A 26722-nucleotide genomic window follows, 5' to 3' on the forward strand; every position below is an offset into this window, starting at 1 on the left:
TTATGACTTTAGATGATGTTAAAGAGGAGCTTTCAAATCAAGGAATTGCGCCGTTGCGTGGTTTGAAAGGTGGGGGATTCTGCAACGAGTCGGAGGAGTATGAGTTTAATAAGCTACGCATCCGATTGGGCGCAGATCGAGGGCAGGTATTCGTTGATGTCTTCTTGGCCTCGGCAGGGCAGTGGTTTGATTTGCCGTTGCTAATGCACGTAATGAACCAAGGTCAGGGAGACGACATCCCAATTAGTGATCAGGTTGAATTTCTTTTAACGCAGTGTAACGAATTAGTTGCCTTTGTCTCAGAACCATCATCACTACTGACGGTTAGTAGCGCGGGAAGGGAACGATTCATGCGTCGACGCGAAAGCCGTAGACAAGAAAAACCAGAAAGGTGATCGGGGTCGGTGATCGCGGAACGCCGAACGCCGGGGTCAGGTCTGACGGAACGTTGGGGTCAGGTCTGACTTTCGGACATTGGGCAGAAAGCTAGTAAACGCTGGGGTCAGGTCTGACATTCGGACATTCTGTTCGTTACCGAGGGCCGTTCGTTACTGCGTTACTGAAGTCAGGTCTGACTTTCGGACAGTTGGACTGGGGCGGCTGGCTTATGGTTGTTTAGCAGTTCGCATGGTTTTGAATTGATATAGGCTTTTTCGACTTCCTTTTTGAAGAAATGCTGGGGTCAGGTCTGACTTTCGGACATTGAAGGAATTTAGGGCCAGGTCTGAATTTCCAATGCCGAGGTCAGGTCTGATTTTCGGACATGGTTTTGATCACGGATGCCATGTGCAAGATTCATCGACCGGCTCAAGGTCCGGAACGACGAGGGTGAGCACTGATCCGCCCGGATTTGTCGGAGGCTTCAACTCTTGAGAGAATTCTCCTAACGGGGCGCCGGTTCGGCATGCGGTGCAAGCCACCAAGTCGGCTTGCACCGCACTTGCCAGCGTATTGTATCGGTGGCCCGTCAAGGCCAAGCCCTGCGGGCGCTACGCGGCCTGGACGGCGGAAGCGCAGGTGGCGATGCATGGAAGGCACGGCACATTTGTACCACGCCAACGCCTCGGTTTGCATTGCATGCCGTAGTTGAGTTATCTTTACCGCGCAAAGTCGATTAGCTGATATCAGCTACCGCTGGCTTGCCAGCGACTCATATACCGAAATTGCATGCGTCTTGCCCCGGCGATGTGCGCATGCCAAACGACTGCCGCTTTGCGGCACTATTGATCAAGCCCGTTCGCGGGCCGACGCAGACACTAGGTTGTTACTTGTGTTCTGAAAATAAAAAGGTGGGCCAAGGCACCGGCACGCCTCTACTTCACGACTCCACTCCTGCCTCGCAGAGTGTGCAACGACGAGCGGCCCTGAGTCGCTTTCACGAAACGCGCTTCGCGCGCGGTAATGTCTTTCGGCTGATTGGCTGATGCGCCGGTTGTTTTTCACCGGACATCGCCACTGTTCTGTCGATGTCCATTATTCCGATACGTAGTGCCAATGGCACCGCCGGCGCTTTGCGCGCCTGCTGACGACGCACGCCCGTGGCTTCCTGCCGCTGGCCTCAATTCCATTTGAAAAGACGCTACCGGGTATCGCGCCCGGCACTGGTGCAGTCGGGCGGCCGGCCAGTGGAAAGAATCCCATCGACTTTGCAATCGTGGTTTGGGCCGCCCCTTGTTGTTGCTGTTTGCAGTCTTCCATCAACTCACCAGGAGGCCCCATGCCCCGTTTTATCGCGCTTTGTTGAATTTCACCGAAAACTGACCCAGGGTTTTCATCGAATTTTGACCCACCCTGTTGCCGCATAGATTACACGGCTGTTGTGGATAAGTCTGCTGTTTTGGCCGGCTCGTCTCCTTTCCTAGTGGTTCTTCTGTTGCTGGTTTTTCTGGTCGATTCGCTGTGGCGGAAGCGCCAGGAGTCATTTCCAGTCTCGACGATATGGCAGTGGTGGGTGAGCCGATCCAGCAGCGCCGTTGTCATCTTGGCGTCGCCGAATACGGCCGGCCATTCTGCAAAGCTCAGGTTAGTCGTGATGGCGACACTGGTCCGCTCGTACAGTTTTGAAATCAGGTGGAACAACAGCGCCCCACCAGTCTGGCTAAACGGCAAATAGCCGAGCTCGTCCAAGATGACCAGATCGGTGTGCATCAGCCGATTGGCCAACTGCCCCTGCTTTCCAGCCGCCTTTTCCAGTTCCAATGCGTTGACCAGATCGACGGTTGAAAAGAAGCGCACACGCTTTCCATGCTTGCCAATGGCTTCGATGCCCAATGCTGTGGCCAGGTGCGTCTTGCCAGTTCCGGGGCCGCCAATGAAGACCAGATTGTGGGCGGCGTTTAAGAAGTTCATCGTGTAGAGCTGCCGGATCAGGGCTTCATCGACTTTTGCCTCGCTGAAGTCAAAGCCGTGCAGATCGCGATGGGCCGGGAATTTGGCAACGCCCATTTGATATGCAATTGAGCGCACTTCCCGTTCAGCGCTTTCCGAGCGCAAGAGCTGGCTCAGAAACTGCTCGGGATCGAACTCGCTCAAGCGCGCTTGACCAAGCAATTCCAGCCAGCTTTGCGCCATCCCATGCAGCTTTAAGGCTTTGAGCCGGCGCACAATGTCATGCGACATGATTCACCTCCGTCCGCAGGCGTTCATAGCGATCGACATCGGCACGCGGTTCTTCGCGTAGCTGCAAAGGCGTGATGACGGTCTCGGTCGGTGCCGCCCCATCTTTGAGACGGTTGAGGACGTTAAGGACATGCTCGGCGCTGGGACGGCCCGCCTCGATGGCGCATTCGGCCGCCACCAGAACAGCCTCCAGTCCGTGCAAGCCGATAGCAGCCAACACCTGGGCCATGACGCGATCACCGCCTTCATGACGCAACAAATGGCGCTGCAGGGTCTGCAAGACATCGGGCATTGTATGGAACGGTGCCCCGTTGCGCAGCGCGCCTGGTTTTCTGATGACTAAGGGCACATAGTGTAGCCAGTCATAATAGGTTCGGTAACGCTCGAAGCTGCGCGGGTGGCGCGCAATTTCAGTGTCGTCGGCCACGACAGCGAGCGTATCTGGATAAACGCGCAGACTGACGACGCGATGCGCATAGGCTGTGGGAACGCTGTAGCGATTGCGCTGGAAATGCACCAGGCTTGTCGCCGATACGCGCGCCGGTTGTTCGACGTAACCGTCAAACGCCTTCGGCATCGGCAGTAAGTGCAGGCGTTCGTCCTGCAAGACCTCGCCAATGGCCATGGCTGGCCATTCGGGATGGGCCATGTTCTCCCAAGCTTGACGACACTGTTCGCTGAGCCATTCATTCAGCGCCGCCAGTGAGGGCCAGCGGCGATCAGCACATTCATTCCAGATCTGCCGGCGCCGGTCCTGGACATTCTTTTCTACGACGCCTTTTTCCCAGCCAGAGGCCACGTTGCAGAATTCAGGATCGAAAAGATAGTGCCCACACATGGCCTGGAAGCGGGCATTGACGGATCGTTGTTTACCGCGCCCGACCTTGTCAATGGCCGTTTTCATGTTGTCGTAGATGCCGCGCCTTGGCACGCCGCCGAAAGCAGTGAAGGAGCGCGTGTGCGCGTCAAACAGCATCTCATGGCTCTGCGTGAAATAGGCCACTAGCCAGAATGCCCGACTGCTGGCGAGCTTGCAGTGCGCCACTTCGAGCCGACGGCATAGGCCGCCAATCCAAGCGTATTCGCAGCTCCAATCGAACTGGAATGCTTCGCCATGCGCGAAACTGAGCGGAATAAAGGCCGCGCGCTGCGGATTCTCGTTCAGTTCCTGCCGCAGCTTGCGCACGCGCTCGCTCACGCGCGTGTAACTGCCCGAATATCCCTGGCCTCTGAGCTCGGTGCACATGGCCTTGGCCGTGCGCCGATCCCGCTTGGGGCGATGACTATCGGTCTTGAGCCAGGTTCGTAAATGCTCGTCAAAAGGATCAACGACACTACTTGTCCGCCGATCCGGGTACTTCGGCTCGCTCATCTCTGGCTTGCGCAGCCAGTCCCGCACCGTATTGCGCGATAACCCTGTGCGCTTGGCAATCTCGCGAATCGACAGCTTGTCGCGGAGATGCATCCGTCTAATCTTGGCTAACATGCCCACTGTGATCACCCCTTGTCTCCCTGCTCAATCTTTGAGCAGGCAATTCAATCACGTGGGTCAGTTTTCGATGAAAATCAGGCTTCCAAGTGGGTCAATTTTCGGCAATCGTCAACAAGCTACCGTTATGAAGACGACGCCATCGACCTGAGCGGACGCCCGGCGCCTGGTTTCGCCAAAGTGACGGTGACCGACGAAAGCACGAATATTAAGACTGCCACCAGCTACGCGCAGATCTGGCCATTTGCGGGGCGTGCCGTGCGTGTCGTCAAAACCGCCAGCGACGGTACAGTCCTGTCGGATGTTGCCAATAGCTGGAAGGCGAAGGTGCTTGCAAATGAGAGCGGCAAGAGCAGCCAGTTCGTCTATCTCGCTGCTAGCAACGAGACGCGCCGCGATCTGGATAAGAGCAATTTCGGCAGTTTTGCGGTCAAGGGGGCCGCAGGTGGCGATGTGCAGTACGACGACTGGGGCAATCTGCTGAAGATGACAAAGTCGTCGACCGGCTCTCTCGTCAACGCAAACGATTCGTCCAGCGAAGACATCACCAATGAGTACGAGCCAGTCGACCTCACCAACTGGTTGCTGGCAAAGCTGAAACGCAGCACCATCGTTCGTACCGGTGGCGATGCCCTTGCCATTACACAGGCAACTAGCTTCACCTATACGGCAGATAATCGCGGCCGCATTAAGACCAAGACGATCGAGCCGGATGACGCGAGCGCCAAGTTCAAAGTGCTCACAACTTTCACCTATAACGACTTCGGCCTGATGTCGTCGGCGGAAGAGGCGTGGCGTGACACTTATTCGAGCACGGACCTTAAACGGACCACGACCTACGAATACGATACCAATGGCCGTTTCCGAACCAGGACAACGGATCCCTTGGGCCAAGTCGTCAGCGCAGGCTTTGACGGTGCCACCGGCGCGCGCACATCGCAGACCGATCCGAACGGCTTGACGGTGTCGTGGTCCGTGGATGGCCTCGGGCGTCCGACCAAGGAACTGCGCCCAGATGGTAATGAGACGCGCAGCGACTTCAAGCAATGCGCGGGCGACTGTCCAAGCGACGCGACACAATTGGAGGTGCGCCAGCAGTACCATGGTACGAAGCAGATTGCGGTGCCGGCGGTCGTCTATAAAGACAGTCTCGGCCGCGTGCTGCGCAGCACCGGCTGGACCTTTGACGGCACGAAGGTCAACGTCGACACCAAGTACAAAGCCGCGACGCGCGTCATCGAACAATATCAGCCCTACAAGGCTGCGGATGGTAGCGCGCCGGCCAGTAAGCTTGAGTGGCGCAAGACCTTCGACGTGCTGGATCGCCTGACGAGCCATGAGTGGCAGACCAGCGCGACCGGCATGGCAAGCGATACGACTGCCTACAGCGGTCTGACGACGGTGGTCAAGCGGGCAGGGGACCGCAGCTATACCTACTACCGCAATGCGGCGGGCCAGCTTGAGAAGTCGACCGACCCGAACGGCAACAGCACGCTGTTAGTGTATGGCGGCTTGGGCAATCTGGTGAAGACCACGGACCCGGACGGCAATGTGACAGCGGTGACCTACGACATCCGCGGCCGGCGCATCAAGCTCAGCGACCCAGACCTGGGAGACATCAATTACCGGCTCGATGCCCTGGGGCGCGTGCGCCAGCAAGACAACCCGGTGCTGCGTGGTATCCAGAAGCAGACGACCATGGATTACGACTTGGTCGACCGCATGCTGGCGCGCGTCGAGGACAAGCTCGAAAGCCATTGGGAATTCGGCACCGTGGCACCCGCGATCGGCAAGCTGGTCAAGGCCTACACGGTCACGGGCACCCAGCACGACTACGAGCGCAACCTGAGCTATGACGATCAGGGCCGCCTGACGGATACCACGCAAACCCTGTATGGCGCAGTCTTCAAAAGCCATACCGACTATGACGGCTGGAGCCGCGAGCTGCGCCAGACCCTGACGCGCGGCAGCGACGCGGCCAAGGTGTTCGATCTGCGCTACAACGACAAGGGCTATCTGGTGCGCCTGGAGCGCAGCGGCCTGGTGTTGTGGGAGGCGAAGAAGCAGGATGAAGCAAATCGCCTGCTGGAAGTGGCGCTCGGCAATGGCCTGAGCGTGACGCAAAGCTTCAATGCCTATTCTACGTGGCTGGAGCGAATCGCCGTGAAGCTGGGGACGGACGATCTGCGCGTGCAGGACGACTATGTGCTGAAGAGCGATGGCACGTTGACCCAGCTGACGCGCGCCTGGGACAACAAGCTGGAAATCGAGGACTACGTCTACGACAGCCTCAATCGCCTGAGTTCGTCGAAGGCAGCGGGACAGGCCGAGCAGGACTACACCTATTCGAAGTCGGGCAACCTGAAGAGCAAAACGGGTGTCGGCACTGGCGATTATGTGTATCCGAGCGCGACGGCTGGCGGCGTGACGGTGGTCCGGCATGCTGTGAGTTCGATACCGGGCTATGGCGCGTTCAGTTACGACGACAACGGCAATATGCTGACGGCGCCGGGCCGTACCTATAGCTGGACCAGTTTCGATATGCCGAGCGTGATCACCAAAGGCACGAAATCGGCGAGCTTCAATTATGGTCCGGAACACCAGCGCACGCGCCAGACACGCGAAGACGGCAGCATGACCGTCTATGCCGGCGCGCAGGAAGTGGAGATTGCGGCTGGCGGTGTAGCCACGGTGAAGACCTATTGGCCGCTGGGCGTGGGCATGGAGACCGATGTCCAAGGGCAGGTGAGCCTGAACTGGTTCCACAAGGACCGCCAGGGCAGCGTGATTGCGATCACCGATGCTGGTGGCGCATTGACGGCACGCTTGAACTACGATCCCTGGGGTAACCGGCGCCAGCCCGATGCCAGCGCGACGCCCGTGTCACTCTTGGGTGTGGTGGACAACAAGGGCTATACCGGTCACGAAATGCTCGATCCGCTGGAACTGGTGCACATGAATGGCCGCGTGTTTGATCCTCTGGTCGCGCGCTTCGTGTCGGCCGATCCCTTCGTGCAGGCGCCAGAGGATGGGCAGAGCTATAACCGCTATAGCTACGTGCTTAACAATCCGATGAATCTGACGGATCCGACTGGCTATACCAGTGAGCCGGCAGACAAGAATGATGCCACGCCTCGCATCTATGTAACTCGTTCAGCAAGTCTTGAGTCTGCAATGGCTTCGCTTCTGATTCAAGTTCGCGCCGGATGGCAGTCAGTGCGACAGACCGTGGCCAAGTTAGGGGGGCAATCGACGGTTTCGGCAAACAGTTGGGCCGCTAACCACTTACCGAGATTTTCCGACATCACTGATGGCGGATATACCGGTCTTATGATTAACGGTGTGCGATCTGTAAGCACAACATTGTCCAACCTTGGAGATATGGCATTTGGTGACCTGATTCTTGGTGACTACGAATACTCGAGCGCGGCAATCCACCGTATGACTCATGAGGATAAAGACGCGACAATTAATTCGATAATGATTGCAGCTGGTAGTGTTGCTGGCCTGCGCGTTAAAGGCGCGTTAGGAAACCCGGTTGCAGAAACTTTGTCTGCTTCTGATTTTCCTGCGGTTGGCAGTAAGATTAGTCAAAAGCAGTTGCGGCACATTGGGGGGCGAAATGAATACCGTGGTGGCGGCTATCTTGATAGTGTTGAAAGTGCCCAAAAGGTCTTGAATGCATATCACTCTGGTTCGGCGACTATTCTTGGTAAATCGCAAGCGGGCTTCCCAATTGTTCGATATGAGGGTGTGACTGGAACCAATGTGAATCTACCAAATTTCCCAAATCAACCTACCAATGTATTCATGATCAAAGGTACTTCAGCCCCAAGTGTAGTGCCAATGAACCCAAACTGGACTCCAAGATGAGCGCAGAAATTGAAAACGATATTTGGATAGTTCAAACGCTACGCCTTGCACAGGCACTGCTTGGGGCGGTGTCGCCGAATTTTAGAATGGTGGCAATCGCAAACCAAGATCAGACATGGCGGCTTATTTTTGTTCTTGCCGTTGACAGTGCTGAAGATCGTGAAGAAATTGATGATGTAGCAAGCGAATTCGAAGCATTGCAGGAATCCAGCATCTGCTACCGAGTCGAAATTCTAGTTACCGACGAGCCCATTACTTGGCCAGCCCCTTCTATACGCGTCGTGTATAGAAGGCGCGAACCTTAGTACTGTTGGATAACATTACGAAACAACGCCGACAAGCATGTGTGTCTTCTATGCTACTGCTCTGGCACATTAGATGGTAGCGCGCGGGCCAGCAAGCTTGAGTGGCTGGTAGTTAAGCGAGCAGGGGATCGCTGCCATAACTATTAATGTAGTGCGACGGGCCAGTTCGAGAAGTCGATCGATTCGAACGACGACAGCATGCTGCTGGTGTATGGTGGCTTGGGCAAACCTGTGAAAGCTAAATTTGGATTTGGTCGTGAAAAGCCGGCCGGATCACAACCGAGGCTATTCCAAATTAACCCAGTCCGAAGAAGTCCGGCAGGCCAGAGTAGTGAGACGCCATTCGATGATGAAAATACGCATTTCGACGCCTGAGACGGTACTTTTGTACGTTCACCATAGTCAAGTCGGAGGGCAGTGGATCTACGGCCGGTCTGACAGTTTGCCTATTTCTTGAGTGTTGTTGGCGAAATACTTTTCGACGACGTGCGTAAATGTTTGGAAATTATTCTGACTAATCCATGGTTTTTTGGGTAAGTTTCTCGCTGCAATCAACGGTAATTTCGCTTCTAAAAGAATCTGTTGGTGGTTGATTCAAAAGGCTCTGTTCTTCAATTTTGCGTACGCTAAAAACAGATGCGAAACCACCATGCTTGCGTTATTATCCTTAATTTTCAGGCAATTGAAGTCGGCGCTTTTTGGGCGATTCGCGCGATTGCAAATTGAATCCCTCGTATTGCTGACTTTCATATTTCTTGGATGTTTGCCCAGCTGCCTTCGCTTGTTCGATTCCGGTTTTCGCTCGCATGGTCGCGCTCGCGCTTGCCGCTGCTTGTGCTCATTGCCGCAATGTTTGCCGGCCTTGGCACGCTACTCTGGGCGTTGGACCGATCGGTCAAGCTGGACCAACTGAATGCAGAGCTTGCAAGCAATCGTGGACAGGTGAATCCGGCGACTACAGCCGTTCTTGTATCGGCCAAGCCGGTATTGCCGCAATTTGTGAATACGCAGGTCGCGCAGATCTTGCATCAGACCGCCGATGAGGTGCATCTCGGCTTGGACGAAGTGTCCTTCAGCCTGGAAGAGGGCGCTACCACGCCCTATTTGCGCTATCGGGTCACGATGTCGGTCTCGGCCAGTTATCCCCTGATTCGCCGCTTCGTCGACAAGCTGAAACTCTCGCCGGCCGAACTGTCTCTCGATTCCATCACTTGCGCCCGCGAAAACATCGCCAGCCCGGGCCTGGGATGCGAGCTGGCGTTCTCGGCTTTCTACCGGAAAGGCACAAATGGATAAGGCGGCGCGCGTCCGCTGGACTGTGCTCGGTGGTGCGCTGGTGGCGACCGTCGCGGCCATCTTCTATCCGACGGACGATGATAGCGACGGACCAGTCCGCCAGACGCGAAGCCCGGCATCGGCACCGCCCGTGCCCGTGAAATCCGCCATGGGCGGGGACGTGTCGATGGAAGTGGAAGAGGATCCGTTTGCGCCGCGCGGCTGGCAAGCACCGGCGCCGACGCCTGCTCCCACGCCGGCGCCTTCGCCCGTCGCCTTGCAGGCTGCCGCAACGCCGCCGCCACCGCCGCCGCCACCAGCTTTGCCTTTCCGTTTCCTCGGAAGGATGTCGGACGGTGGCGAGGAACAGGTGTACCTCGGCATTGGCGAACAGGTGTTCGTGGCCCGGCTGGGGGCTTTGCTCGAAGGCGGTTACAAGGTGGTGGCAATGAAGCCGCAGCAGATTGAATTTGAAAGCAGCCAGGGTGGACGCCAGAGCCTGCCCTTGCCGGAACCGGAAAGATGAGTATGGGATTTGTCTTGCGAGCGCGCCAGCGCCGTGTGTGGTGCTGTGCCCTTGTCCTTGCATTGGCCGGCTGCTCGGCCAGTGTCCATCACCGCGCGGCCGAGGATGCGCTGGAACGCGGCGCCTTTGACGAAGCGGTCAAGGAGTATCAGAAGGCCGCCGAGTTGGCGCCGCGCGATGTCGAGTACAAGCGCGATTGGTTGCGCCAGCGCGAGCTCGTTACCGGCAAACTGCTGGCCCGCGCCGAGTTGTCAGTCGCGGAAGGTAAGGTGGCGGAGGCGGAAAAACAGTACCGCACCATCCTCAGCTATGACAAGGGCAATGCGCGCGCCCTCGCGGGCCTGGAGGCCTTGAACCAGTCGGCCCTGGCCCTGGCCGATGTCGAACGCGGGCGCGATGCGCTCAAGCGGGGCGATGTGGCCGCGGCGCGTGGCTGGGCCGACCGGGCGCTGGACCGCTCGCCGCAGCTGGCCGAGGCGCGTGACTTGCTCAAGGCCGCCGACGACGGGCGCGACAAGGAATTGCCGGCGCCGCCCAGCCTCGGTGGCCAGTACAAGAAGCCCATCAATCTGGAATTCCGCGATTCGAGCATCAAGATGGTGTTCGATGCCTTGTCGCGCACCACCGGCATCAACTTCATCTTCGACCGCGATGTAAAGCCCGAGCAGCGCACCACGGTCTTCCTCAAGCAGACCACGCTGGAGGATGCCATCGACGTCATCCTTGCCACCAATCAGCTCGAGAAAAAGGTGCTCAATGCGAGCAGTGTGCTGATTTATCCGAATACGCCGGCCAAGGTCAAGGAACATCAGGATTTGCTGGTCAAGGCCTTTTACCTGACCAATATCGATGCCAAGACGGCCGGCAATCTGCTGAAGTCTGTGCTCAAACTGAAAGACGTCTACGTGGACGAGAAGTACCACCTGATCGTCTTGCGCGAGAATGCCGAGACCATCGCCCTGGCCGAAAAACTGATCGCGCTGCAGGACCTGGAAGAGCCGGAAGTGATGCTCGAAGTGGAAGTGTTGGAAGTCAACCGCAACCGCCTTCTCAACCTGGGTGTGCAGCTGACCAATCAGCTGACGGTGGCGCCGCTGTCGTCGACCACCTCGACGGGGACCAGTAGCGGATCGGCCAGCACCCAGACTTCCAAGCTCAGTGATATCCTCAACCTCAACGCGGACAAGCTCGGCATCACGACGCCGCAGGCCACGCTCAGCCTGCAGAAAACCGATGGCGACGCCAATCTGCTGGCCAATCCGCGCATGCGGGTGCGCGACCGTGAAAAGGCGCGCATCCTCATCGGCGACAAGGTGCCGGTGGTGACCACGACGACCACGCCCAACAGCTTTCTCAGCGAGAGCATCCAGTATCTGGACGTGGGCCTGAAGCTGGAAGTGGAGCCGGAAATCCACGTGCGCGACGATATTTCGATCAAGCTCAGCCTGGAAGTCAGTTCAGTTGTCGGCTCGGTCAAGACGGCGACCGGCTCGCAGGCTTACCAGATCGGCACGCGCAACTTGACCACGGCCCTGCGCTTGAAGGACGGCGAGACGCAAATCCTGGCCGGCTTGATCAGCGATGCCGACCGCTCGGACGCCAACCGCATTCCGCTGCTGGGCGATATTCCACTGTTGGGCCGCCTGTTCTCGAGCCAGAAGGATGACCGGCAGAAGACCGAGATCGTCATGTCGATCACGCCCCATCTGATCCGCAATATCCAGCGCAAGGGACCGGGCGCGGAGGCCTTCTGGTCCGGCACGGAAGCCAATCTGCGCCTGAAACCGATCCAGCTCGGCCAGGTGGCCGACCTGGTCAAGGACAAGGCCGCCGCGGCCGGCGTTGCGGCGCCGGCGTCATCGTCGATCCAGGTGCCGCCGGTGCAGACTGTCGATACCAGCGGTTTGCAGCTGCGCTGGAATGGGCCGAAGAAGGTCAAGCAAGGCCAGAGCTTTAGCGTCGAATTGATGCTCGATAGCCAGCAGGCACTGCGCGCGCTGCCGCTCCAGCTCAGCTACAACACTTCCGCGCTCGAAGTGGTGAGCGTCAGCGAGGGCGATTTCTTCAAGAAGGCCGGCGCTAGCGTATTCAATCATTCGGTGGACAAGGCGAGCGGACGGGTGTCGATCGCATCGGCCTTGAGCGATGGCGGCACAAAAGGGCAGGGGCGTTTGTTCACGGTGGAGCTGCGCGCCCTGAGCACGGTTGGCGAAGCGGAAATCGGCTTGATCGGCGTGACGCCGATCGGGCAGACGCAGGCGGTTTCCAAGCCCAATCTGCCCCTCCTGCACGCGGTGAGTGTGGAATAAGCCATGCGCAAGATGCTCGGATTTAGCCTGGTGGAGCTGCTGGTTTCTGCGGCCATTCTCGGCCTGCTGGCCAGCGTCGCCATGCCTTTGGCCGAGCTCAGCGTCAAGCGCCAGAAGGAGGCGCAGTTGCGCCAGGCCCTGCGTGAAATCCGGGCCGGGATCGACGCCTACAAGCAGGCGGCGAGCAGCCACCGCATCACCCTGGTCCAGGGCCAGAGCGGCTACCCGCCGACCCTGGTCGACCTGGTCGCCGGTGTCAAGGATGCTGGTAATCCGGACGGGCCCAAACTCTACTTCCTGCGCCGCATTCCGCGCGACCCCTTCAACGACGACGATAGCAAGCCGGCCAGCGACACTTGGGGCAAGCGCAGCTTTGCCTCGGGGCCGGACAATCCGGTCGATGGCGACGACGTGTTTGACGTCTATTCGCTGTCGGCTGGTGTCGGCATCAACGGCGTCGCCTACAAGGAGTGGTGATGCGAGCACGCGGTTTTACGATGGTCGAACTGATGGTGGCGATGGCGATCCTGGCCACCATCCTGGCGCTGGCCGTGCCCCGCTATTTTGGGAATATCGACGCGGCCAAGGAAAGCGTGCTGCGCGAAGACCTTTACCTGCTGCGCGATGCGATCGACAAGTTCTATTCGGACAATGGCAAGTATCCCAATGCACTGGAAGACCTGGTGACGAAAAAATACTTGCGCAAGATTCCCGTCGATCCGTTCACGCAGAGTCCGAACAGCTGGGTTGTCAGCCCGCCCGCCGACCCCTCGCTGGGGGCCGTGTTCGAAGTTCACTCACCGGCGCCGAACAAGGCGCGCGATGGTACTTGGTACAAGGACTGGTGATGCGCGAACGCGGTTTCAGCTATGTGGTGATGATGTTCGTGGTGGCGATCGCAGGCCTGGTCGCCGCGCGCGCCGTCGAGAACAGCCTGACGAACGAGCGGCGCGAAAAAGAAGCCGATCTGCTGTACGTAGGGCAGGCTTACCGCAACGCGATCGCCAGCTACTACGAGAACTCGCCAGGTACCTTCAAGCAGTATCCGGCCGAGCTGTCGGACCTGCTGCTCGATTCGCGCACCTCGACCATGCGGCGCCATTTGCGCAAGCTGTTTCGCGATCCCATCACTGGCGACAGCAAGTGGGGGGTGCTGCGCGATGAAGATGGCCGGGTGGTCGGCGTGTTTTCCCTGTCGGAGCGGGAACCGGTGAAGCAGGGCGGCTTTGCTCCGGAATTGGCGTCCTTCACCGGCATGAAACGCTATATGGATTGGAAGTTTGTGTATCAACCTCAGTAAGAAGGAAAGACAATGAAAACGCAACGTGGCTTTACGCTGTTGGAACTGCTGGTGGTGGTCGTCATCATCGGCCTGCTCGCGGCCTTCGTCGCGCCTAAGTATTTTTCGCAGATCGGCAAGTCCCAGGTCCAGATGGCGAAGGCTCAGATCAATGCCATCGACAAGGCGCTGGACCAGTACCGCATCGATACCGGCCACTATCCGACTCAGGAGCAGGGCTTGGCGGCGCTGATCGCGGCACCGGCGGCGGAGGCGAACTGGCGCGGCCCCTACATGAAAAAGGCGGTGACGGCCGATCCCTGGGGTAACGCCTACGTCTACAAGTTTCCGAGCACGGTGCCCGGCCGCGACTATGACCTGATAAGCTATGGCCGCGACGGCCAGGCTGGCGGCAGCGGCGAAGACGCCGACATCACCAACGGCGACTGAGCGGATGCATTTTCGCGCCAAGGTCTTGACGGCCGCGCAGGCTGTCGAACTGATCGATATCGAGGCGACCAGCCCCGAGGAAGTGCGCCGCCTGGTTAGCGCTTCCGGCGGGCGCGTTCTCGCGGTCCATGGCGCGGGTGGCATGCTGGCGCAGGGCAAGCGCGAGGCCGGCAAGGGATTCAATCTGGCTGTGTTCAACCAACAGCTGCATTCCTTGCTCGAAGCGGGGCAGACCGTGGTCGACGCGATCGATATCCTCGGCCATAACGATGCGCGAGGGCGCCATCGCCATGTCTACGATGCCTTGCTGCAGAGCCTGCGCGAGGGCAAGCAGCTCTCGGAAGCCATGTTGGGCCTGCCCTCGGTCTTTCCGCCGTTGTATGTCGCCATGGTGCGTTCAAGTGAAACCACGGGGACGGTGCGCACCTCGGTGCAGCGCTACATGCGCTATCAGCAGCAGGTGGATGAAATCCGCGGCAAGCTCAAGACGGCGGCGATCTACCCGGCCGTGTTGCTGAGTGTCGGCTTCGTCGTGGTGGCCTTTTTGATGCTGTATGTGGTGCCCAAGTTCGCGGCCGTGTTTGACGACGTGTCGGCAACCAAGACCGTGTCGGCCGGCTTCATCCAGTGGTGGGGCGGCATCGTGCGCCACCACACCCTATTGGCCTGGCTCGGCTTCTTCGTGCTGACTGCGGGCCTGGCGGCCTTGTTCGTGCATCCCGGCTTGCGCGCACGCCTACTGAAGCGGGTGCTGGCCTTGCCAATCGTGGGCGAAAAACTGTGGTTGCTGCAGCTGGCGCGCCTGTACCGGACCCTGGGCATGCTGCTGCGCAGCGGCGTCAGCGTGCTGGCCGCCATGCGCATGACGGGAGCGGCGCTGCCGGAGGCCATGCGCGCCGATATGACGCGCGCCCAGGAACTGGTGGCGGAAGGCGTGGCCATCTCCACCGTAATGCGGGAATGCCATTTGAGCACGGAAGTCTCGCAACGCTTGCTGGTGGCGGGCGAATCTTCCGGCAATCTGGATGAAATGATGGAACGCATCGCGGATTTCTACGATCAAGAGCTGGCGACCCTGGTCGATACCGTGGGGCGTCTGGTCGAGCCGGCGCTGATGATCATCATCGGCCTGGTGATCGGCGTCGTGGTGCTGATGTTGTACATGCCGATTTTTGATTTGACGAGTGCCGTATGAGAGACGAGCTACCTGATTTCGGCCTGGAGGGCTTGCACCGCCTGTGTGCACAAGGCGGGCGCGATTGGCTGTCGCTGCTGGCCGCGGAACGGGGCCTCGCACGCGAGGACGCGCTGGCCGTGGCGGCGGCACTCTGCGCCTATCCGCCGATGCCGCCTGGCCTGGACCAGGGCCTGCTGCCGGATTTTTCCGAGATCGCTTTCGCCGACATGATCGAGCGCGGCCTGGTGGTGGGGCGTTTGCAGGACGGGGCGGCGGTCGCTCTGCTCAGCCAGCCGCTGGCCAAGGACCTCGGCCCCTGGCTGGCGCGGCGCCGCCTGGGCTTGAGCGCCATCTATCTGGCCGACCCGCTGCTGGTGCATTCCTTCCTCGAACACCACGAAGCGAGCTTCAGCGCCGTTGCCCAGGCCGTGGGCGACGAGAGCGCGGTCGACATTGAAGTGCAAGCCGGCGAAGAACTGAGCCTGAGCAGCATTCAGAACGAGGCCAGTCCGGCAGTCCGCCTGATCAATTCCACGGTATTCGATGCGCTGCGCTTCGAGGCCAGCGATATCCACATCGAATCCCAGCCCCAAGGCCTGGTCGTCAAGTTTCGCATCGATGGCGTGCTCAACAAAATTGCGACCGTCAACAGCGTCACGATCGCCGAGCAGGCGATTGCCCGCATCAAGGTGCTGGCGGAACTCGATATCGCGGAAAAGCGCATTCCGCAGGATGGCCGCTTCCGTGTCACCTCCAAGGGCCGCGACATCGATATCCGGGTGTCGATCATGCCCAGCATTCACGGCGAAGATGCCGTGCTGCGTATCCTCGACAAGCAGGCGCTGATCGACTCCGTGCAGCAGCTGACCTTGAATTCCTTGGGCTTCGACGCCGAGACCATCCGCCTGATGCGGCGCCTGGCGTCCGAACCCTATGGCATGCTGCTGATTACCGGGCCGACCGGTAGCGGCAAGACCACGACCTTGTATGCCGCGCTTTCGGAAATCAACCGCGGCGAGGACAAGCTGATCACGATTGAGGATCCGGTCGAATACCAGCTGCCTGGCGTGCTGCAAATTCCGGTCAACGAAAAGAAGGGCCTGAGCTTTGCGGTGGGCTTGCGTTCCATCTTGCGCCACGACCCCGACAAGATCCTGGTCGGCGAGATCCGCGACCCGGAGACGGCCCAGATTGCGGTGCAATCGGCGCTGACGGGCCACATGGTGTTCACTTCGGTCCACGCGAACAACACCTTCGACGTGATCGGCCGCTTCATGCACATGGGCGTCGATCCGTATAACTTCGTTTCGTCCTTGACTGGCGTGGTCGCCCAGCGCCTGCTGCGCCAGAATTGCCCGCACTGCAGCGAGGCGGTCGACGTGGCGCCGGAATTGCTGGAAGAGGCGGGCATCGCGGACCCGCGGAATTATCGCTTCCGCGCTGGCAAAGGCTGCCCGCAATGCAGGCATACGGGCTACAAGGGGCGGCGCGCCATCGCGGAAGTGTTACGCCTGACCGATGAAATCCGCGAGATGATCATCGGCCGCGCCAGTATCCGCGCCATGAAGGACCAGGCACGGCGCGAAGGCACGCGCTTCCTGCGCGATATCGCGATGGAGTTGGTGAGGGAAGGACAGACGACTTTGCAGGAGGCCAATCGTGTCACCTTTGTGGCTTGATTCCGTGCAGCTTTGCCTGTTCCCGGGCGCCTGCTGGCTGCAGAAGAGCGGGCATGTCCAGCTGCGCACCGAGTCCGGCGCGGATTTGCTGGCTGGCCTGGACGCGTGGCTGGCCGTGGCCGAGGGCGCGCCCTTGCGCCGGAAGCGGGTGCAGGTGATGCTGGCGGCGTCGGCGGCAGCCCTTTGCGTGCTGCCCTGGCAGGCTGACTTGCGTGAAGAAGACGAGCTGAGCGAATACGCCTCCGCCTGCTTCGCGCGCGCCGGCATTCCGATGGACGATGACATGCTGATCCACGGCGAATATCCGCGTTTTGGCAAGAACGGCTACGGTTTTGCCTTGCCGCGCGCCTTGCTGGACGGCCTGGAACAGCGCATCACCGCGGCTGGCGGCAGCCTGCGGCGCGTGCAGCCGGTGAATGCCTTGGCCGCGCAAGCCGTGATCGCGCGACGGGGGGATACTTGCCTGCTGCTGAGCGAACCGGGACTCGATACGGCACTGGCCAGCATCGATGGCCAGCTTGCGCTGATCGACGAAGAGCTCGGACTGGGTGATGGCCTGGGCTTGCGCCGCCTGGTGGCGCGCATCGGCGAGGGCGTGGCGCCACAAGCGGCCTGGCAGGCCTGGTCTGCCGAGCAAGCCGGTGCGGAAGCCGACATGGCGCCATTCCCCCTCGGCGCGAGAGACGTCGCGCGCCTTCCGGCCGCGGTGTGGAAGGTATGAGCATGGATCCGCGCTATCGGAAAAAGTTGCGCCCGCGCTCGCTCACGGGGGCAGTGTTGTGGGGGGCGGCCGCCATCCTGCTGTGCGGCGCGCTGTTTGCCGGCGCGCGTGCCTGGCAGTCGCAGCAAGCGCTGCAGATTCAGGAAGCGCAATTGGACCTGTTGAAGCAGGCGCGCAAGAAGCAGGCGCAGCAGCGGCCCAAACCGGCCGAACTGGAAGAGCAGCGTAAATGGACGGCGATGCAGGCAGAGCGCGATTTTCCCTGGCCGGCCGTGTTCCAGGCGGTCGAACGCTCGAATCGCAAGGATATCGAGCTGCTCGAGTTCGTCCCTGAAAAAAGCACGCGCCACCTCATTTTGCGGGGAGAGGCCCAATCACGGGAAGCAATCGTCAGCTATCTTGAGGTACTGGCCGCCCAGCCCATTGTCGAGACTGCGGTGCTGACGCATGAACAGAGCAGCAAGCACGACAAACTCATGACCTATAGCTTTGAAATCAAGATCAAGCTGAAGGCTTGACGTTCCAATTTCTTAAAGGAGATACAAATGAAGAAAGGACTTTCCATCACTGTGTTGGCGATGGCTATTGCCTCCAGCGCTATTGCAGGTGCCGTGGAGCCGCCGCAGACAAAGGACGATGCAAAAGCACGCGCAGAAGCCAAGGACAAGGCAGCCAAAGACAAAGCGGCAAAAGAGGCGCACGAAGCAGCTGAAGCCATGCTGCGCTCCGTCAAAGAAAAGCGCGAGGGCAAAGGACCGAAGGCGAGCGGCGAGGTTGAAAAGAAAGAACAGCCTAAAGTGCAATAATGGCAGAGCCGGAAAATTTCCGGCTTTGCGCAAGTTCTTGCGATTTCGCCGTGACATAAATGCGCATGGTGTTGGGCCGCATTAATTTGACCTTACGCAATAAGGAATTGGGTGCGTTCCGTTGAATTTGCTTCGAAATTGGCGCGCATCATGTTATGCGCATGATGGGTGGTCTCGCATGACAATTGCAACCCAGTTGCAAGCCTAAGGACGAGACGCGGCGAGCACGAAAGCACCGTGCAAGCTATTTGCAACCCAGCTGCAACCCAAGCGACTACTGCGAACGGGAGTGGCGGAGTTGGAGAGGCACGACAGATATGTTTTGCAGTGGAGTGGGTCGGGCAAATCGGCCACACGAACTCCGTGCCGAGCCTGGAAGTGACTGTCCGCCGGAGTGAACCGATGGACAGTCAGCAGATTTGCTTCGTTACGTCTCGGCGGTCGACCGTTCCGCCTTCACTCCGCGGACGCAACCGATCACGAGCGCGGCGACCGTGACCAGCGCCGCCAGATCGAACACTAGAATTGCTGCCGTGAGAATCATGGTTCGCCTCCCATTTCCTAGTTTGCAGTCTACAGTCTTCCTCGCACGACGCAAGCCGATTCGGCGGCCGGCTTCTTCGTCCGGTATCCGCCGCTAGTTACGCATCGCTGTCATGCGCATCATCGTCGGCCGATGTGCGCGTTGGCTTAAGTTCACCATCGCGGGCGCTGGACTGATGGTCTTCGATGCCGGCGATCAGCGTCTCAGCGATCCGGCATACGAGGAACACGGCGAGCGCAGCAATTGCCGTGATTTGGGGACTTGCGCCGAACGCCCCCAGGACGGCCCCAATAAAGGACCCGGTTTCCAGCTTCTTGATGGCTGCTGCAGCGGCGGCACGGGCCTTTTTGTTGAAAGTGAACTTAACCATGATGGTCTCCATATGTCATCAAACGCAAATGGCATCCCCCTAACGGGATGCGGTGATCCCGTTGGTGGGGTGGATAAACCCAGGTCAGGCTAGAGAAACTCTTCTGGTGATGCGTATCTCCTTGAAGTGATGAAGCGGTTGTCAAAAAGAACTAGGCGGCCGGCTGGTATATCTCGTCCAACTGGGCGAGCGACGTGCTGGCGTGGCCGCGCTGCCATTCGACCAATAATTCGGCATACTCTGCGAACTCACTCGGCGGTTCCGTGAGCCCACAGCGGGCGTCGAAATTCCCTTGTGTGTAAGCGTCGATGCGAGCGCCTGCGACCAGGTTTTCCGCGCCTGGAGCTGAGGTGTACAGGCCGCGCTGATAGCGCGCCACGGTGTCGCGGATATCCGCTGTTTCGGCATCGTTGCGCATGTCATTCCCCCGTCGTAGCCAGCACTGGCGTGGCACTTTCGAACGCCGCGACACCACCGTGATCGAACAAGACGTCTTTCGCAGTGCACAGACGACCGGAATCCAAGTCGCAGAAACTTTCGCAGTACCGGTCGGTCCTAATGAACTGACGGCCGTCGCCGGCGTGGATGCGCGTGCCCGCGCACAAATGTTCAAGCTGTTCCAGCTCGGACAGGTGATCGGGCACAGTATGCGCCCGGGGATTGTCGCGTTTCATGTGAACCTCCGTGGTCGATTTGGTTTACCGGACTGGCGCACGGCGCCGGCCGGGGCACCCGCGATCGCGCCGATGAAAGGAAAGACCGATGCTCCGACTGAACCACGCGATACGCCTGACTTTTCAGGACGTCGAGCAGATCAACCGAATGACCGGATTCCAGCCGATCGACATCCACGATCTGGATGCGCTGAGACGTTTCTGCGAGCGGGCCAAGTCGCATTACGCGGGCGACTCGTACTACGCGCGGAATCGTCGGCGTGCGATCGAATCGGCGATCGCACGCTACTGCGCCGACTAAGGACGCATCAGCCGACCTTGGCTTGAACCGGGGCGGCCGCTTCGGCGGGGGCGGACGATGAAGCAGTCGTTGTCGTCGCCACGGGGGCGGCGACATTTGGTACGCGGCTGCGCTCGTGCGCGGGTGGCAGGGTATCGAGCACCACCCTGCCGATGAAGTGCAACGCTTGCCTCGCGATGTACCAAGGCCGCAGCATGACGAAGGCGGCGGCCTGGATGGCGTGTGCGACGCGTTTTGCGTTTGCGCGCCGTTCCCAGCTGCTGCGCATCGACTGCTTGGCCTTGATGTACAGGCCGGGGCGGCGATGGCGCATTTCCGGGTTGGCGTCGAAATACTGGACCAAGTCCGAAGCGATTGCTGCGTCCTCGATACTGCGATAAAACCCTACCCAGACTTTGTCCTCTTCCGCGTCGACTAGAGTGCGACGCGAGCGTGGACGGGAGTTACCGTGATCGTCCCTGCGTTGATCCGACATGATGTCCTCCTTTCTAGAAATAAAAAAAGGGGGAGCATCGGCGCACCCGCGGCGGGAACGAACGAAGTTCCCCCAAGGGCGGCGAGAGAATGCGGCCCGCAGTCCGAAGACTGGGGCCTGGCAATGCGGTTGGTATGCGGGGCATACTTACGCACAATCGTCAGCACGAACTGCAATGCGGACGAAGTCGGTTCACTTTGAAAGCTGAACCAGTGGCGGTCGCATGAGCGACAAGGCATGAAACTGCCTGTGGAAAGGGCGCGTATCGAGCGCAACGCCTGAACCATTCGGATCAGGACATCGTGGCAGGCACGATGGCGGTGAGAGCGATTCTCACGGTAAGCGAGATCATTTTGGCACCATGAGCCGCAACCATCAAGGCAGCGTGGGCAATTCGAAGCCAGAAAAGGCGGCTAACTGGAGCTTGCTTGATGAATGTCAGTTAGAGGTGCGGCCCTCAAACGATGCGAACACAGACGGACCAAGGCCAGAAGGTTCGCGGGCGCGTGCGGTACGTCAGGGAGGGGCCGGCGTTCACCGTGCGCGAAGCGTCAAACAGCGTGGAGCGAAACATAGCAACTGCTGTGCTACGCACTTTGCGTCAACAATTCCCGGGCCGCTGCGATTTGTGCCAGCTCTCCATTTGTGTCGCACATGGATGCCGAAGCCGTCGGAGGAAGGCGCAGTCTGGCTTCACGCAGGTCGAGCGCCAGTTCGCGCAAGCGGCGTGCAAGCGTGGGATCGCAGACCTTCAGGTCGGACACGCCGACCTTGAAGGTTTCCGCCAATAGGCCGCTCAGGTAAGCCACTGGCGAGACCGTCTCAGCTTGGTGAGCTTTGGCTGTGCGGCGGGCCCGCGCGGCGAGGGAGGTCAGTTTGCGGCGCAGGGTCTGGCCGCTGAGGCGTTCGGCCAGCCACTCGCGCGCTGCGTACTCACGTTCAGGAGCGGCGAGGATGCGCACCAGGTAGAGACCATCTCCTTCAGAAACGAGCATGCCAGGCACCGGATGCTTGTGCAGCAATTCGGCGACTTCGCGCATGATCGTGGTCGCTGGGTTGTAGCCCTCCTGGATCAAGGTCCACAGGCAGGGCAGGTAGAGGCGCCACCCAGGCGGAAGTGCGCTGTAAGTCGCTGCATGCTCTTCGACGAGTAACAAGTCGGGACACTGATAGCCGGCCGCGTTGGCCAAGGAAGCTGACAATTCCTGGCGCACCTGCAGGGGCACGTCGCACGCGTCCAGCTCGAGCAGGGCGGCGGGCAGCACGGTCAATGGCGCGTGGGCCGCGCGCAATATGCGCTCGGCGAGTCGGGCATCGTAGGGGATGAACATGATGGTCTCCTTTGGGTTCAAGATGGATCGTTTTGAGAAGGCTTGGCGCGAGGCGGTGCCCCGAGGTAGGCATTGCTGATCTGTGGACGGCCGTGGCCCAGCTGGCGGGCCACTTCGAGATAGGCGTGCCGAAGCGTTTCGGAATCGGTGGCTGGGTCGCCGCCGCGTACAGGCGGCTGCACAGCGGCCAGGTCGAAATACAGATCCGCCGCGAATTGATGGCGCAAGCCGTGCGGGGTCACGCCGAGCGAGCGGCGCGAGATGCCGACGCTACGTAACACGTTGCTGAAGCGGTCAAGAGATTGTTTCAACGAGAGGCCCGGGCGGCCGATATGCCCGTCTTCGTGCAGTACAAAGCGGCCGGCGAGTTCCAGGGCGTCGCGCTGAAATGACGTGCGCACGGCAACATAGCGCAGGCGGCCTCCTTTCGTTCCTCGCCGAACGCGCAAAAAGGCCAGGTAAGGGCCCGTATGCTGGTGACCGCAGGGGAGGGCGTGCGCGGGGACCTCGGCGCGGCGCGGGTTGAACATGACGGCCTCCTTGCGGCGCAGCCCGAACGCCAGCATCACATGGAGCTGCACGGCCACATGATCGTCGAGTGCAGCGACGCGGCGCACGATCGAATGGGCGTCAACGGCCTGCCCGCACCAACTGTGGTCTGACCGGGCGCTATAGCTGCGTACAACCAGGCCGGCATCAGCCACGTAGTGTCCGGCTGGCAGGACCAGCCCCGGCTTGCCGATCCATGCGCCGAAAACGCGCACGTGACTCAACTGTTGTTGAATGTAAGCGGCGCTGTAGGGTGCTGCACGTGCCGCGACTTTGGCGCCAGTCGCGGCAAGTTTCTCGGGCACCGCCGCGTCGGCTGTCCAATAGCGCATCAGCCATTCCACATGGCGCCCTCCGAGACCGGCAGGCCGAACGTGGAATCCCATCGCGTGCAATAACCGGAAACAGCGAAACAGCGCCTGGGCGCGCGCTGTGCGCGTGCGGTGCGATACGACCTTGGAGCGATGCGCATGCTGCTCGTTGTGTCGGATCAGTATGTCTTGCAATTCACGTTGCCAACCTGCTTGCTGAGTTGCCATGCCTTAGTCTCCATTGCGATTCGAAAGCCGGACTTCTACGGGTAGGCCGATTGACATGCGCGTCGGCCACGCGCGGATACGGGGTTTGCCGCTTTGGGCGGCGTGGTGTCGTAAAAATGTGCATGCGACGCGGTACCGGATTTCGCCGGAAACCGCCTCCCCGCAATCCAATGCGGGTACCCGACGGCGAACGTCATGGCAGCGGCCTGATCGCTCAGGGCCAGCATCCGCTGGCAGGCCCGAATTGCAGCTCCGCGCGGTATCCACCGCCCTACCACCAGGCGGCAAGCGCGACGGCGTGCGTAACGGATTGGCCGACACGTCGAAGGTGTCGCGGCAATCCGTCGCCACAGACAAACTGGGCGAGGGGCACGCCTGGCTGCAATGCTGTTTCGGAATAGAAGAACGCCGGACGAAGCGGCGGGTGGCGCAGGTCGAAGCTGGCCACACAGAGATGCTGCGCACTCAAATTCACGTGCGCAAACGGGCGGTACGGCAAGAGAAAACCGGACCGCTCATGCGCGCACCGGGCGCGCAATGGAGGTGAGGGGCCGCATGACAACTGGCGGCGCAATCACAAGCAGAGCTATGGAAAGGGCGGGTATCGACCGCAACGGGCACTGTGTGCCAATTCCGCATTCAGGACGCGATGTCCTCGGCAAGCGGGTCCGAACGACGAGTTGAGACTAGGTCAGCGCGATTGAAATGTCAAGGCGCCTTGCGCGCGCCAGAAATTGTGATTGAGCGTGATTTGATTTGGTTCGTCCACTGTTCGCGTGCCTGTGCCCTTGACACCACATGGCGGCGTGTTACCTCTGATTGTAAGGGTTGCGATATTCGGGGGCGCGTATGGCGATCGAACATGTCCAAGCAGATGCGCACTCGTGGCCCAGAACTGATGGAGCCGTACCGTTCAAACGTTTAGTAAGCGTGGCGCGCTTCAGTGCGGATCGAGAGCGTGCCAGCGACGTCCAGAGTTGGAGCTGGGCGTGAATGGTGGGGTGTTCGGTGGGTGGTTTCGGTTGGAACGCCCGGTCCGAGCGGTCTATCGTCGGAGACTTCTATTTGATCGGGAGCCAATTGTGGAAATGATCGTGAGGGCGGTCGACGTCGGCCGCGGGAATACCAAATTCGTCACTGGCGTGGATGGCGGGGAGATCCGCTGTGCGTCGTTTCCGTCCGAGGCGCATCCGACCGATGCGCCCTTGGACACCGACAACCTGGGCGGGCGCCGGAAGACGGTTGGCGTCCCAGTCGGGAATCTGGTCTACGAGGTTGGGCCGGACGTGCACCTAGCCGCCGATGTCTTCAACTCGAAAGTGTTGCAGCATGACCGCTACTGCGAGCTGCCCGAGTACACGGCCTTGCTGCTAGGCGCTCTCCACTATATGCGCGTCGATACCGTCGATTTGCTTGTGGTCGGTCTGCCCGTATCGACGTTCAAAGTGCGCAAGTCGGTTGCGGCGCTCGAGAAGCGGCTGACCGGAACGCACGAACTGGGACGCAGCCGCAAAGTGGAAGTGCGTCGGGTGAAGGCCGTCGCACAGCCGGCCGGGGCGCTGATGCATTTTGGCTTCCTGAACGACAAGGTCGCGACCATGCGCAAAGAGCGTCATCTGATCATCGACCCGGGGCAACGCACGTTCGACTGGCTGGTCACCCAAGGCATGCAGTTGATCGAGAAGCGCAGCCATTCCGTCAATCGGGGCATGTTCGATGTTCTGCATTCGATCACCGAGGGCATTAGCCGGGCCCTGGGCACGCAATTCCGCGATTACGAGCTGGTCGATCAGGCTCTGCGGGATGGCAAAAAGCCGGTGATCTTCCAGCGCGAGTACGACATCGCGAAGCATTTTCCGCTGGCGCGGAAGATCACGGAGCAGGCGGTGGCCGAGATGCTCCACTACGTCGGTGATGCCGGCGACATCCAGAACATCATTCTTGTCGGCGGCGGCGCGTTCTTCTTCCGAAAGGCAATCAAGGACGCTTTTCCCCGCCATCAGATCCAGGAAATGAAGGACCCGTTGTTCGCGAACGTGCGCGGCTTCCAAATTGCGGGCACCGAATTTGCCAAGGCACAGACGGTGCCGAAAGCCGAGGAGACAGCCGAAGGAGGTCGAGATGCTTGACCGTATTCGCCTGAACTTCGAATTGGATCGTCAAGACAATCCGCGTTTGTTCGATGAATTGATGCGATTCACAAAGGGACCGAAACGGGTGAATCGCCTCCGCACCCTGGCCCACGATGGCTTGCTTGCCCAGGCGTCGGCGCCCCCCGTAACGATGGCCCAGCCGCAGGCGCCTAGCGTAAGCGAACTGGGTTCGGCGGCGGTTGAAATGTTCGGGCCCTCGATATGAGCGCTCGCGACACAACGACGCCCAACGGCGGAAGACGCGTCAGCGCTTCCGAATTGGCGCAGATGGGCTACTGCGAGCGGTTGGTCCGCTTCGAATCGCTCCACGGAAAGCGGTCCACGCCGGAACAGGATGCCGCGCGCAGGCGTGGCCTCAAGGAGCACGAGCGTTTCTATAGCGAGGGCGTCGCATCTGACAATACGGGGCGTAAGCCCTGGTGCTTCGTCGCCAGCGCCGTCTTTGGCGGGGATGCGCCGGAGACTCGATTGCTTCGCGAATTTCGCGACCGTTCGCTACGTCGGAGCCGCCTCGGCCGCGCTTTTATCGTCTGGTACTACGCGCATTCGCCAGGTGTGTGCCTTTGGCTAGAACGCTTCCCAACCGTACTGCCATTAATTCGTGTGGCGCTTAGGGGCGTCGTGAAGCTTGTGCGTCATTTGGGGAGCCATGGCCGGATCGGAGGAGGGGAGTCATGAACTGGATAGTATGGGTAATTGGACTTTGGTTTGGTCTGGTGTGCGTCTCGGCACTGATCGCCAGGCTGCGCGAGCAAGTCGCCCCCGACGGCAAACCTCGTGAACTGGTCGACGCCGAATTGCTCTTCGCCGAACAGACCTTCAGGATCGACGCACCGCTGGCGCTGTCGGCGCGTGTGGACCGTGCCTACCTGCTGCGTGACCTGGTGATCCTGGTGGAACTCAAGACGAGGGCCGCACCGATTGCCTATCGGTCGGACGTAATCGAGTTGTCAGCGCAGCGCATTGCAGTCATGTATGCCACAGGACAGCCCGTTGCCGATTTCGCCTACGTTGTTATCCGAAGCCCGCAAAGCGGTACGCAGGTCATGCGGCGTGTGATGCTCTTGAGTGAGGCAGACATCGTTGCACTGGCGCGGAGGCGCGAGCGAATCTTGGTTGGGGCTGCCGCGCCTTGTGTCACAGCCTCCACGGGCATCTGTCGTAAGTGTCCCTTTCGCGCCGATTGTCGCCCTGATTTATGACAGCTCACATACGGTGTGAATTCGTTGCATGGCGATCATATTGGGTTGCGTAACCAGCGGACCACTGCAAGTATTT

At 59.9% G+C, this 26722-nt stretch carries 28 protein-coding genes; 20 read left to right on the forward strand and 8 right to left on the reverse strand.

Features of this window, described 5'->3' with window-relative positions; genetic code table 11:
* Positions 1-2: 2 nt before the first annotated feature.
* Entirely contained in the window at positions 3-395 is a 393-nt protein-coding gene (locus LZ005_RS05765; protein WP_237805615.1) for a hypothetical protein, read from the forward strand.
* Between the two features lie 1411 nt (positions 396-1806).
* Here the strand turns inward: LZ005_RS05765 and istB are convergent.
* Both istB and istA read right to left on the reverse strand, forming a co-directional pair.
* On the reverse strand, positions 1807-2619 hold the full coding sequence (istB, locus tag LZ005_RS05770) for an IS21-like element helper ATPase IstB (protein WP_237805617.1): 813 nt from the start codon (positions 2617-2619) through the stop codon (positions 1807-1809).
* A complete protein-coding gene (istA, locus tag LZ005_RS05775; RefSeq protein ID WP_237806120.1) occupies positions 2609-4111 on the reverse strand; it encodes an IS21 family transposase in 1503 nt (500 codons plus the stop codon). The genes istB and istA overlap by 11 nt, the downstream gene beginning before the upstream one ends.
* Before the next feature lie 12 nt (positions 4112-4123).
* Between istA and LZ005_RS05780 the strand changes: the two genes are divergently transcribed.
* From LZ005_RS05780 to LZ005_RS05845, 14 genes are all read left to right on the forward strand, one after another.
* On the forward strand, positions 4124-7981 hold the full coding sequence (locus LZ005_RS05780) for an RHS repeat domain-containing protein (protein ID WP_237805619.1): 3858 nt from the start codon (positions 4124-4126) through the stop codon (positions 7979-7981).
* Positions 7978-8286 (forward strand): hypothetical protein, encoded by a 309-nt coding sequence (locus tag LZ005_RS05785; RefSeq protein WP_237805621.1) that lies wholly within the window; start codon positions 7978-7980, stop codon positions 8284-8286. The genes LZ005_RS05780 and LZ005_RS05785 overlap by 4 nt, the downstream gene beginning before the upstream one ends.
* Positions 8287-9045: 759 nt before the next feature.
* A complete protein-coding gene (locus LZ005_RS05790) occupies positions 9046-9582 on the forward strand; it encodes a hypothetical protein (RefSeq protein WP_237805623.1) in 537 nt (178 codons plus the stop codon).
* Positions 9575-10087, forward strand: coding sequence for a hypothetical protein (locus LZ005_RS05795; RefSeq protein ID WP_237805625.1), 513 nt, complete (start codon positions 9575-9577; stop codon positions 10085-10087). Before LZ005_RS05790 ends, LZ005_RS05795 begins: the two co-directional genes overlap by 8 nt.
* Positions 10084-12396 carry a cohesin domain-containing protein gene (locus LZ005_RS05800; protein WP_237805627.1) on the forward strand — a complete coding sequence of 771 codons (2313 nt, stop codon included), beginning with the start codon at positions 10084-10086 and terminating at the stop codon, positions 12394-12396. The genes LZ005_RS05795 and LZ005_RS05800 overlap by 4 nt, the downstream gene beginning before the upstream one ends.
* Before the next feature lie 3 nt (positions 12397-12399).
* The gene (locus LZ005_RS05805) at positions 12400-12873 is read left to right on the forward strand and encodes a type II secretion system protein (RefSeq protein ID WP_237805629.1); all 474 of its coding nucleotides are present in this window, start codon (positions 12400-12402) and stop codon (positions 12871-12873) included.
* Complete coding sequence (locus tag LZ005_RS05810; RefSeq protein ID WP_237805631.1) at positions 12873-13244, forward strand: type II secretion system protein; 372 nt, start codon at positions 12873-12875, stop codon at positions 13242-13244. The genes LZ005_RS05805 and LZ005_RS05810 overlap by 1 nt, the downstream gene beginning before the upstream one ends.
* On the forward strand, positions 13244-13696 hold the full coding sequence (locus LZ005_RS05815; RefSeq protein ID WP_237805632.1) for a type II secretion system protein: 453 nt from the start codon (positions 13244-13246) through the stop codon (positions 13694-13696). Before LZ005_RS05810 ends, LZ005_RS05815 begins: the two co-directional genes overlap by 1 nt.
* A gap of 12 nt (positions 13697-13708) precedes the next feature.
* On the forward strand, positions 13709-14125 hold the full coding sequence (gene gspG, locus LZ005_RS05820; protein WP_237805634.1) for a type II secretion system major pseudopilin GspG: 417 nt from the start codon (positions 13709-13711) through the stop codon (positions 14123-14125).
* 4 nt (positions 14126-14129) lie between these two features.
* Positions 14130-15320: a type II secretion system F family protein gene (locus LZ005_RS05825; RefSeq protein ID WP_237805636.1), complete on the forward strand. Its 1191-nt coding sequence runs from the start codon at positions 14130-14132 to the stop codon at positions 15318-15320.
* Positions 15317-16981, forward strand: a complete 1665-nt coding sequence (locus LZ005_RS05830; RefSeq protein ID WP_237805638.1) for a GspE/PulE family protein — start codon at positions 15317-15319, stop codon at positions 16979-16981. Before LZ005_RS05825 ends, LZ005_RS05830 begins: the two co-directional genes overlap by 4 nt.
* On the forward strand, positions 16962-17702 hold the full coding sequence (locus LZ005_RS05835) for a hypothetical protein (RefSeq protein WP_237805640.1): 741 nt from the start codon (positions 16962-16964) through the stop codon (positions 17700-17702). Before LZ005_RS05830 ends, LZ005_RS05835 begins: the two co-directional genes overlap by 20 nt.
* A gap of 2 nt (positions 17703-17704) precedes the next feature.
* The gene (locus tag LZ005_RS05840; protein WP_237805642.1) at positions 17705-18220 is read left to right on the forward strand and encodes a hypothetical protein; all 516 of its coding nucleotides are present in this window, start codon (positions 17705-17707) and stop codon (positions 18218-18220) included.
* A gap of 27 nt (positions 18221-18247) precedes the next feature.
* Positions 18248-18508 (forward strand): hypothetical protein, encoded by a 261-nt coding sequence (locus tag LZ005_RS05845; RefSeq protein ID WP_237805644.1) that lies wholly within the window; start codon positions 18248-18250, stop codon positions 18506-18508.
* Between the two features lie 641 nt (positions 18509-19149).
* On the opposite strand, the gene LZ005_RS05850 is transcribed toward LZ005_RS05845, so the two are convergent.
* The 3 genes from LZ005_RS05850 to LZ005_RS05860 all read right to left on the reverse strand — a co-directional run bounded on the left by LZ005_RS05850 (position 19150) and on the right by LZ005_RS05860 (position 20096).
* The gene (locus tag LZ005_RS05850; RefSeq protein ID WP_237805646.1) at positions 19150-19422 is read right to left on the reverse strand and encodes a hypothetical protein; all 273 of its coding nucleotides are present in this window, start codon (positions 19420-19422) and stop codon (positions 19150-19152) included.
* A gap of 151 nt (positions 19423-19573) precedes the next feature.
* On the reverse strand, positions 19574-19840 hold the full coding sequence (locus LZ005_RS05855) for a hypothetical protein (protein ID WP_237805647.1): 267 nt from the start codon (positions 19838-19840) through the stop codon (positions 19574-19576).
* A gap of 1 nt (position 19841) precedes the next feature.
* Entirely contained in the window at positions 19842-20096 is a 255-nt protein-coding gene (locus tag LZ005_RS05860; protein ID WP_237805650.1) for a hypothetical protein, read from the reverse strand.
* A gap of 88 nt (positions 20097-20184) precedes the next feature.
* Between LZ005_RS05860 and LZ005_RS05865 the strand changes: the two genes are divergently transcribed.
* Positions 20185-20397, forward strand: a complete 213-nt coding sequence (locus LZ005_RS05865) for a hypothetical protein (protein ID WP_237805652.1) — start codon at positions 20185-20187, stop codon at positions 20395-20397.
* A 7-nt stretch (positions 20398-20404) separates the two neighbouring features.
* On the opposite strand, the gene LZ005_RS05870 is transcribed toward LZ005_RS05865, so the two are convergent.
* From LZ005_RS05870 to LZ005_RS05880, 3 genes are all read right to left on the reverse strand, one after another.
* On the reverse strand, positions 20405-20872 hold the full coding sequence (locus tag LZ005_RS05870) for a hypothetical protein (RefSeq protein WP_237805655.1): 468 nt from the start codon (positions 20870-20872) through the stop codon (positions 20405-20407).
* A 587-nt stretch (positions 20873-21459) separates the two neighbouring features.
* Positions 21460-22203 carry a hypothetical protein gene (locus LZ005_RS05875; protein WP_237805657.1) on the reverse strand — a complete coding sequence of 248 codons (744 nt, stop codon included), beginning with the start codon at positions 22201-22203 and terminating at the stop codon, positions 21460-21462.
* A 17-nt stretch (positions 22204-22220) separates the two neighbouring features.
* Positions 22221-23291 carry an integrase domain-containing protein gene (locus tag LZ005_RS05880; protein ID WP_237805658.1) on the reverse strand — a complete coding sequence of 357 codons (1071 nt, stop codon included), beginning with the start codon at positions 23289-23291 and terminating at the stop codon, positions 22221-22223.
* Between the two features lie 1088 nt (positions 23292-24379).
* On the opposite strand from LZ005_RS05880, the gene LZ005_RS05885 reads away from it, so the two are divergent.
* From LZ005_RS05885 to LZ005_RS05895, 4 genes are all read left to right on the forward strand, one after another.
* A complete protein-coding gene (locus LZ005_RS05885; protein ID WP_269106544.1) occupies positions 24380-25420 on the forward strand; it encodes a PRTRC system protein D in 1041 nt (346 codons plus the stop codon).
* Positions 25413-25649, forward strand: coding sequence for a hypothetical protein (locus LZ005_RS05890; protein WP_237805662.1), 237 nt, complete (start codon positions 25413-25415; stop codon positions 25647-25649). Before LZ005_RS05885 ends, LZ005_RS05890 begins: the two co-directional genes overlap by 8 nt.
* A 62-nt stretch (positions 25650-25711) precedes the next feature.
* Positions 25712-26122: a CFI-box-CTERM domain-containing protein gene (locus tag LZ005_RS21750; RefSeq protein WP_307727776.1), complete on the forward strand. Its 411-nt coding sequence runs from the start codon at positions 25712-25714 to the stop codon at positions 26120-26122.
* Positions 26119-26646 (forward strand): PD-(D/E)XK nuclease family protein, encoded by a 528-nt coding sequence (locus tag LZ005_RS05895; protein ID WP_237805664.1) that lies wholly within the window; start codon positions 26119-26121, stop codon positions 26644-26646. The genes LZ005_RS21750 and LZ005_RS05895 overlap by 4 nt, the downstream gene beginning before the upstream one ends.
* The last annotated feature ends 76 nt before the right edge of the window (positions 26647-26722 follow it).

This window comes from Massilia sp. TS11 (genome assembly GCF_022012445.1).
Taxonomy (GTDB): domain Bacteria; phylum Pseudomonadota; class Gammaproteobacteria; order Burkholderiales; family Burkholderiaceae_D; genus Telluria.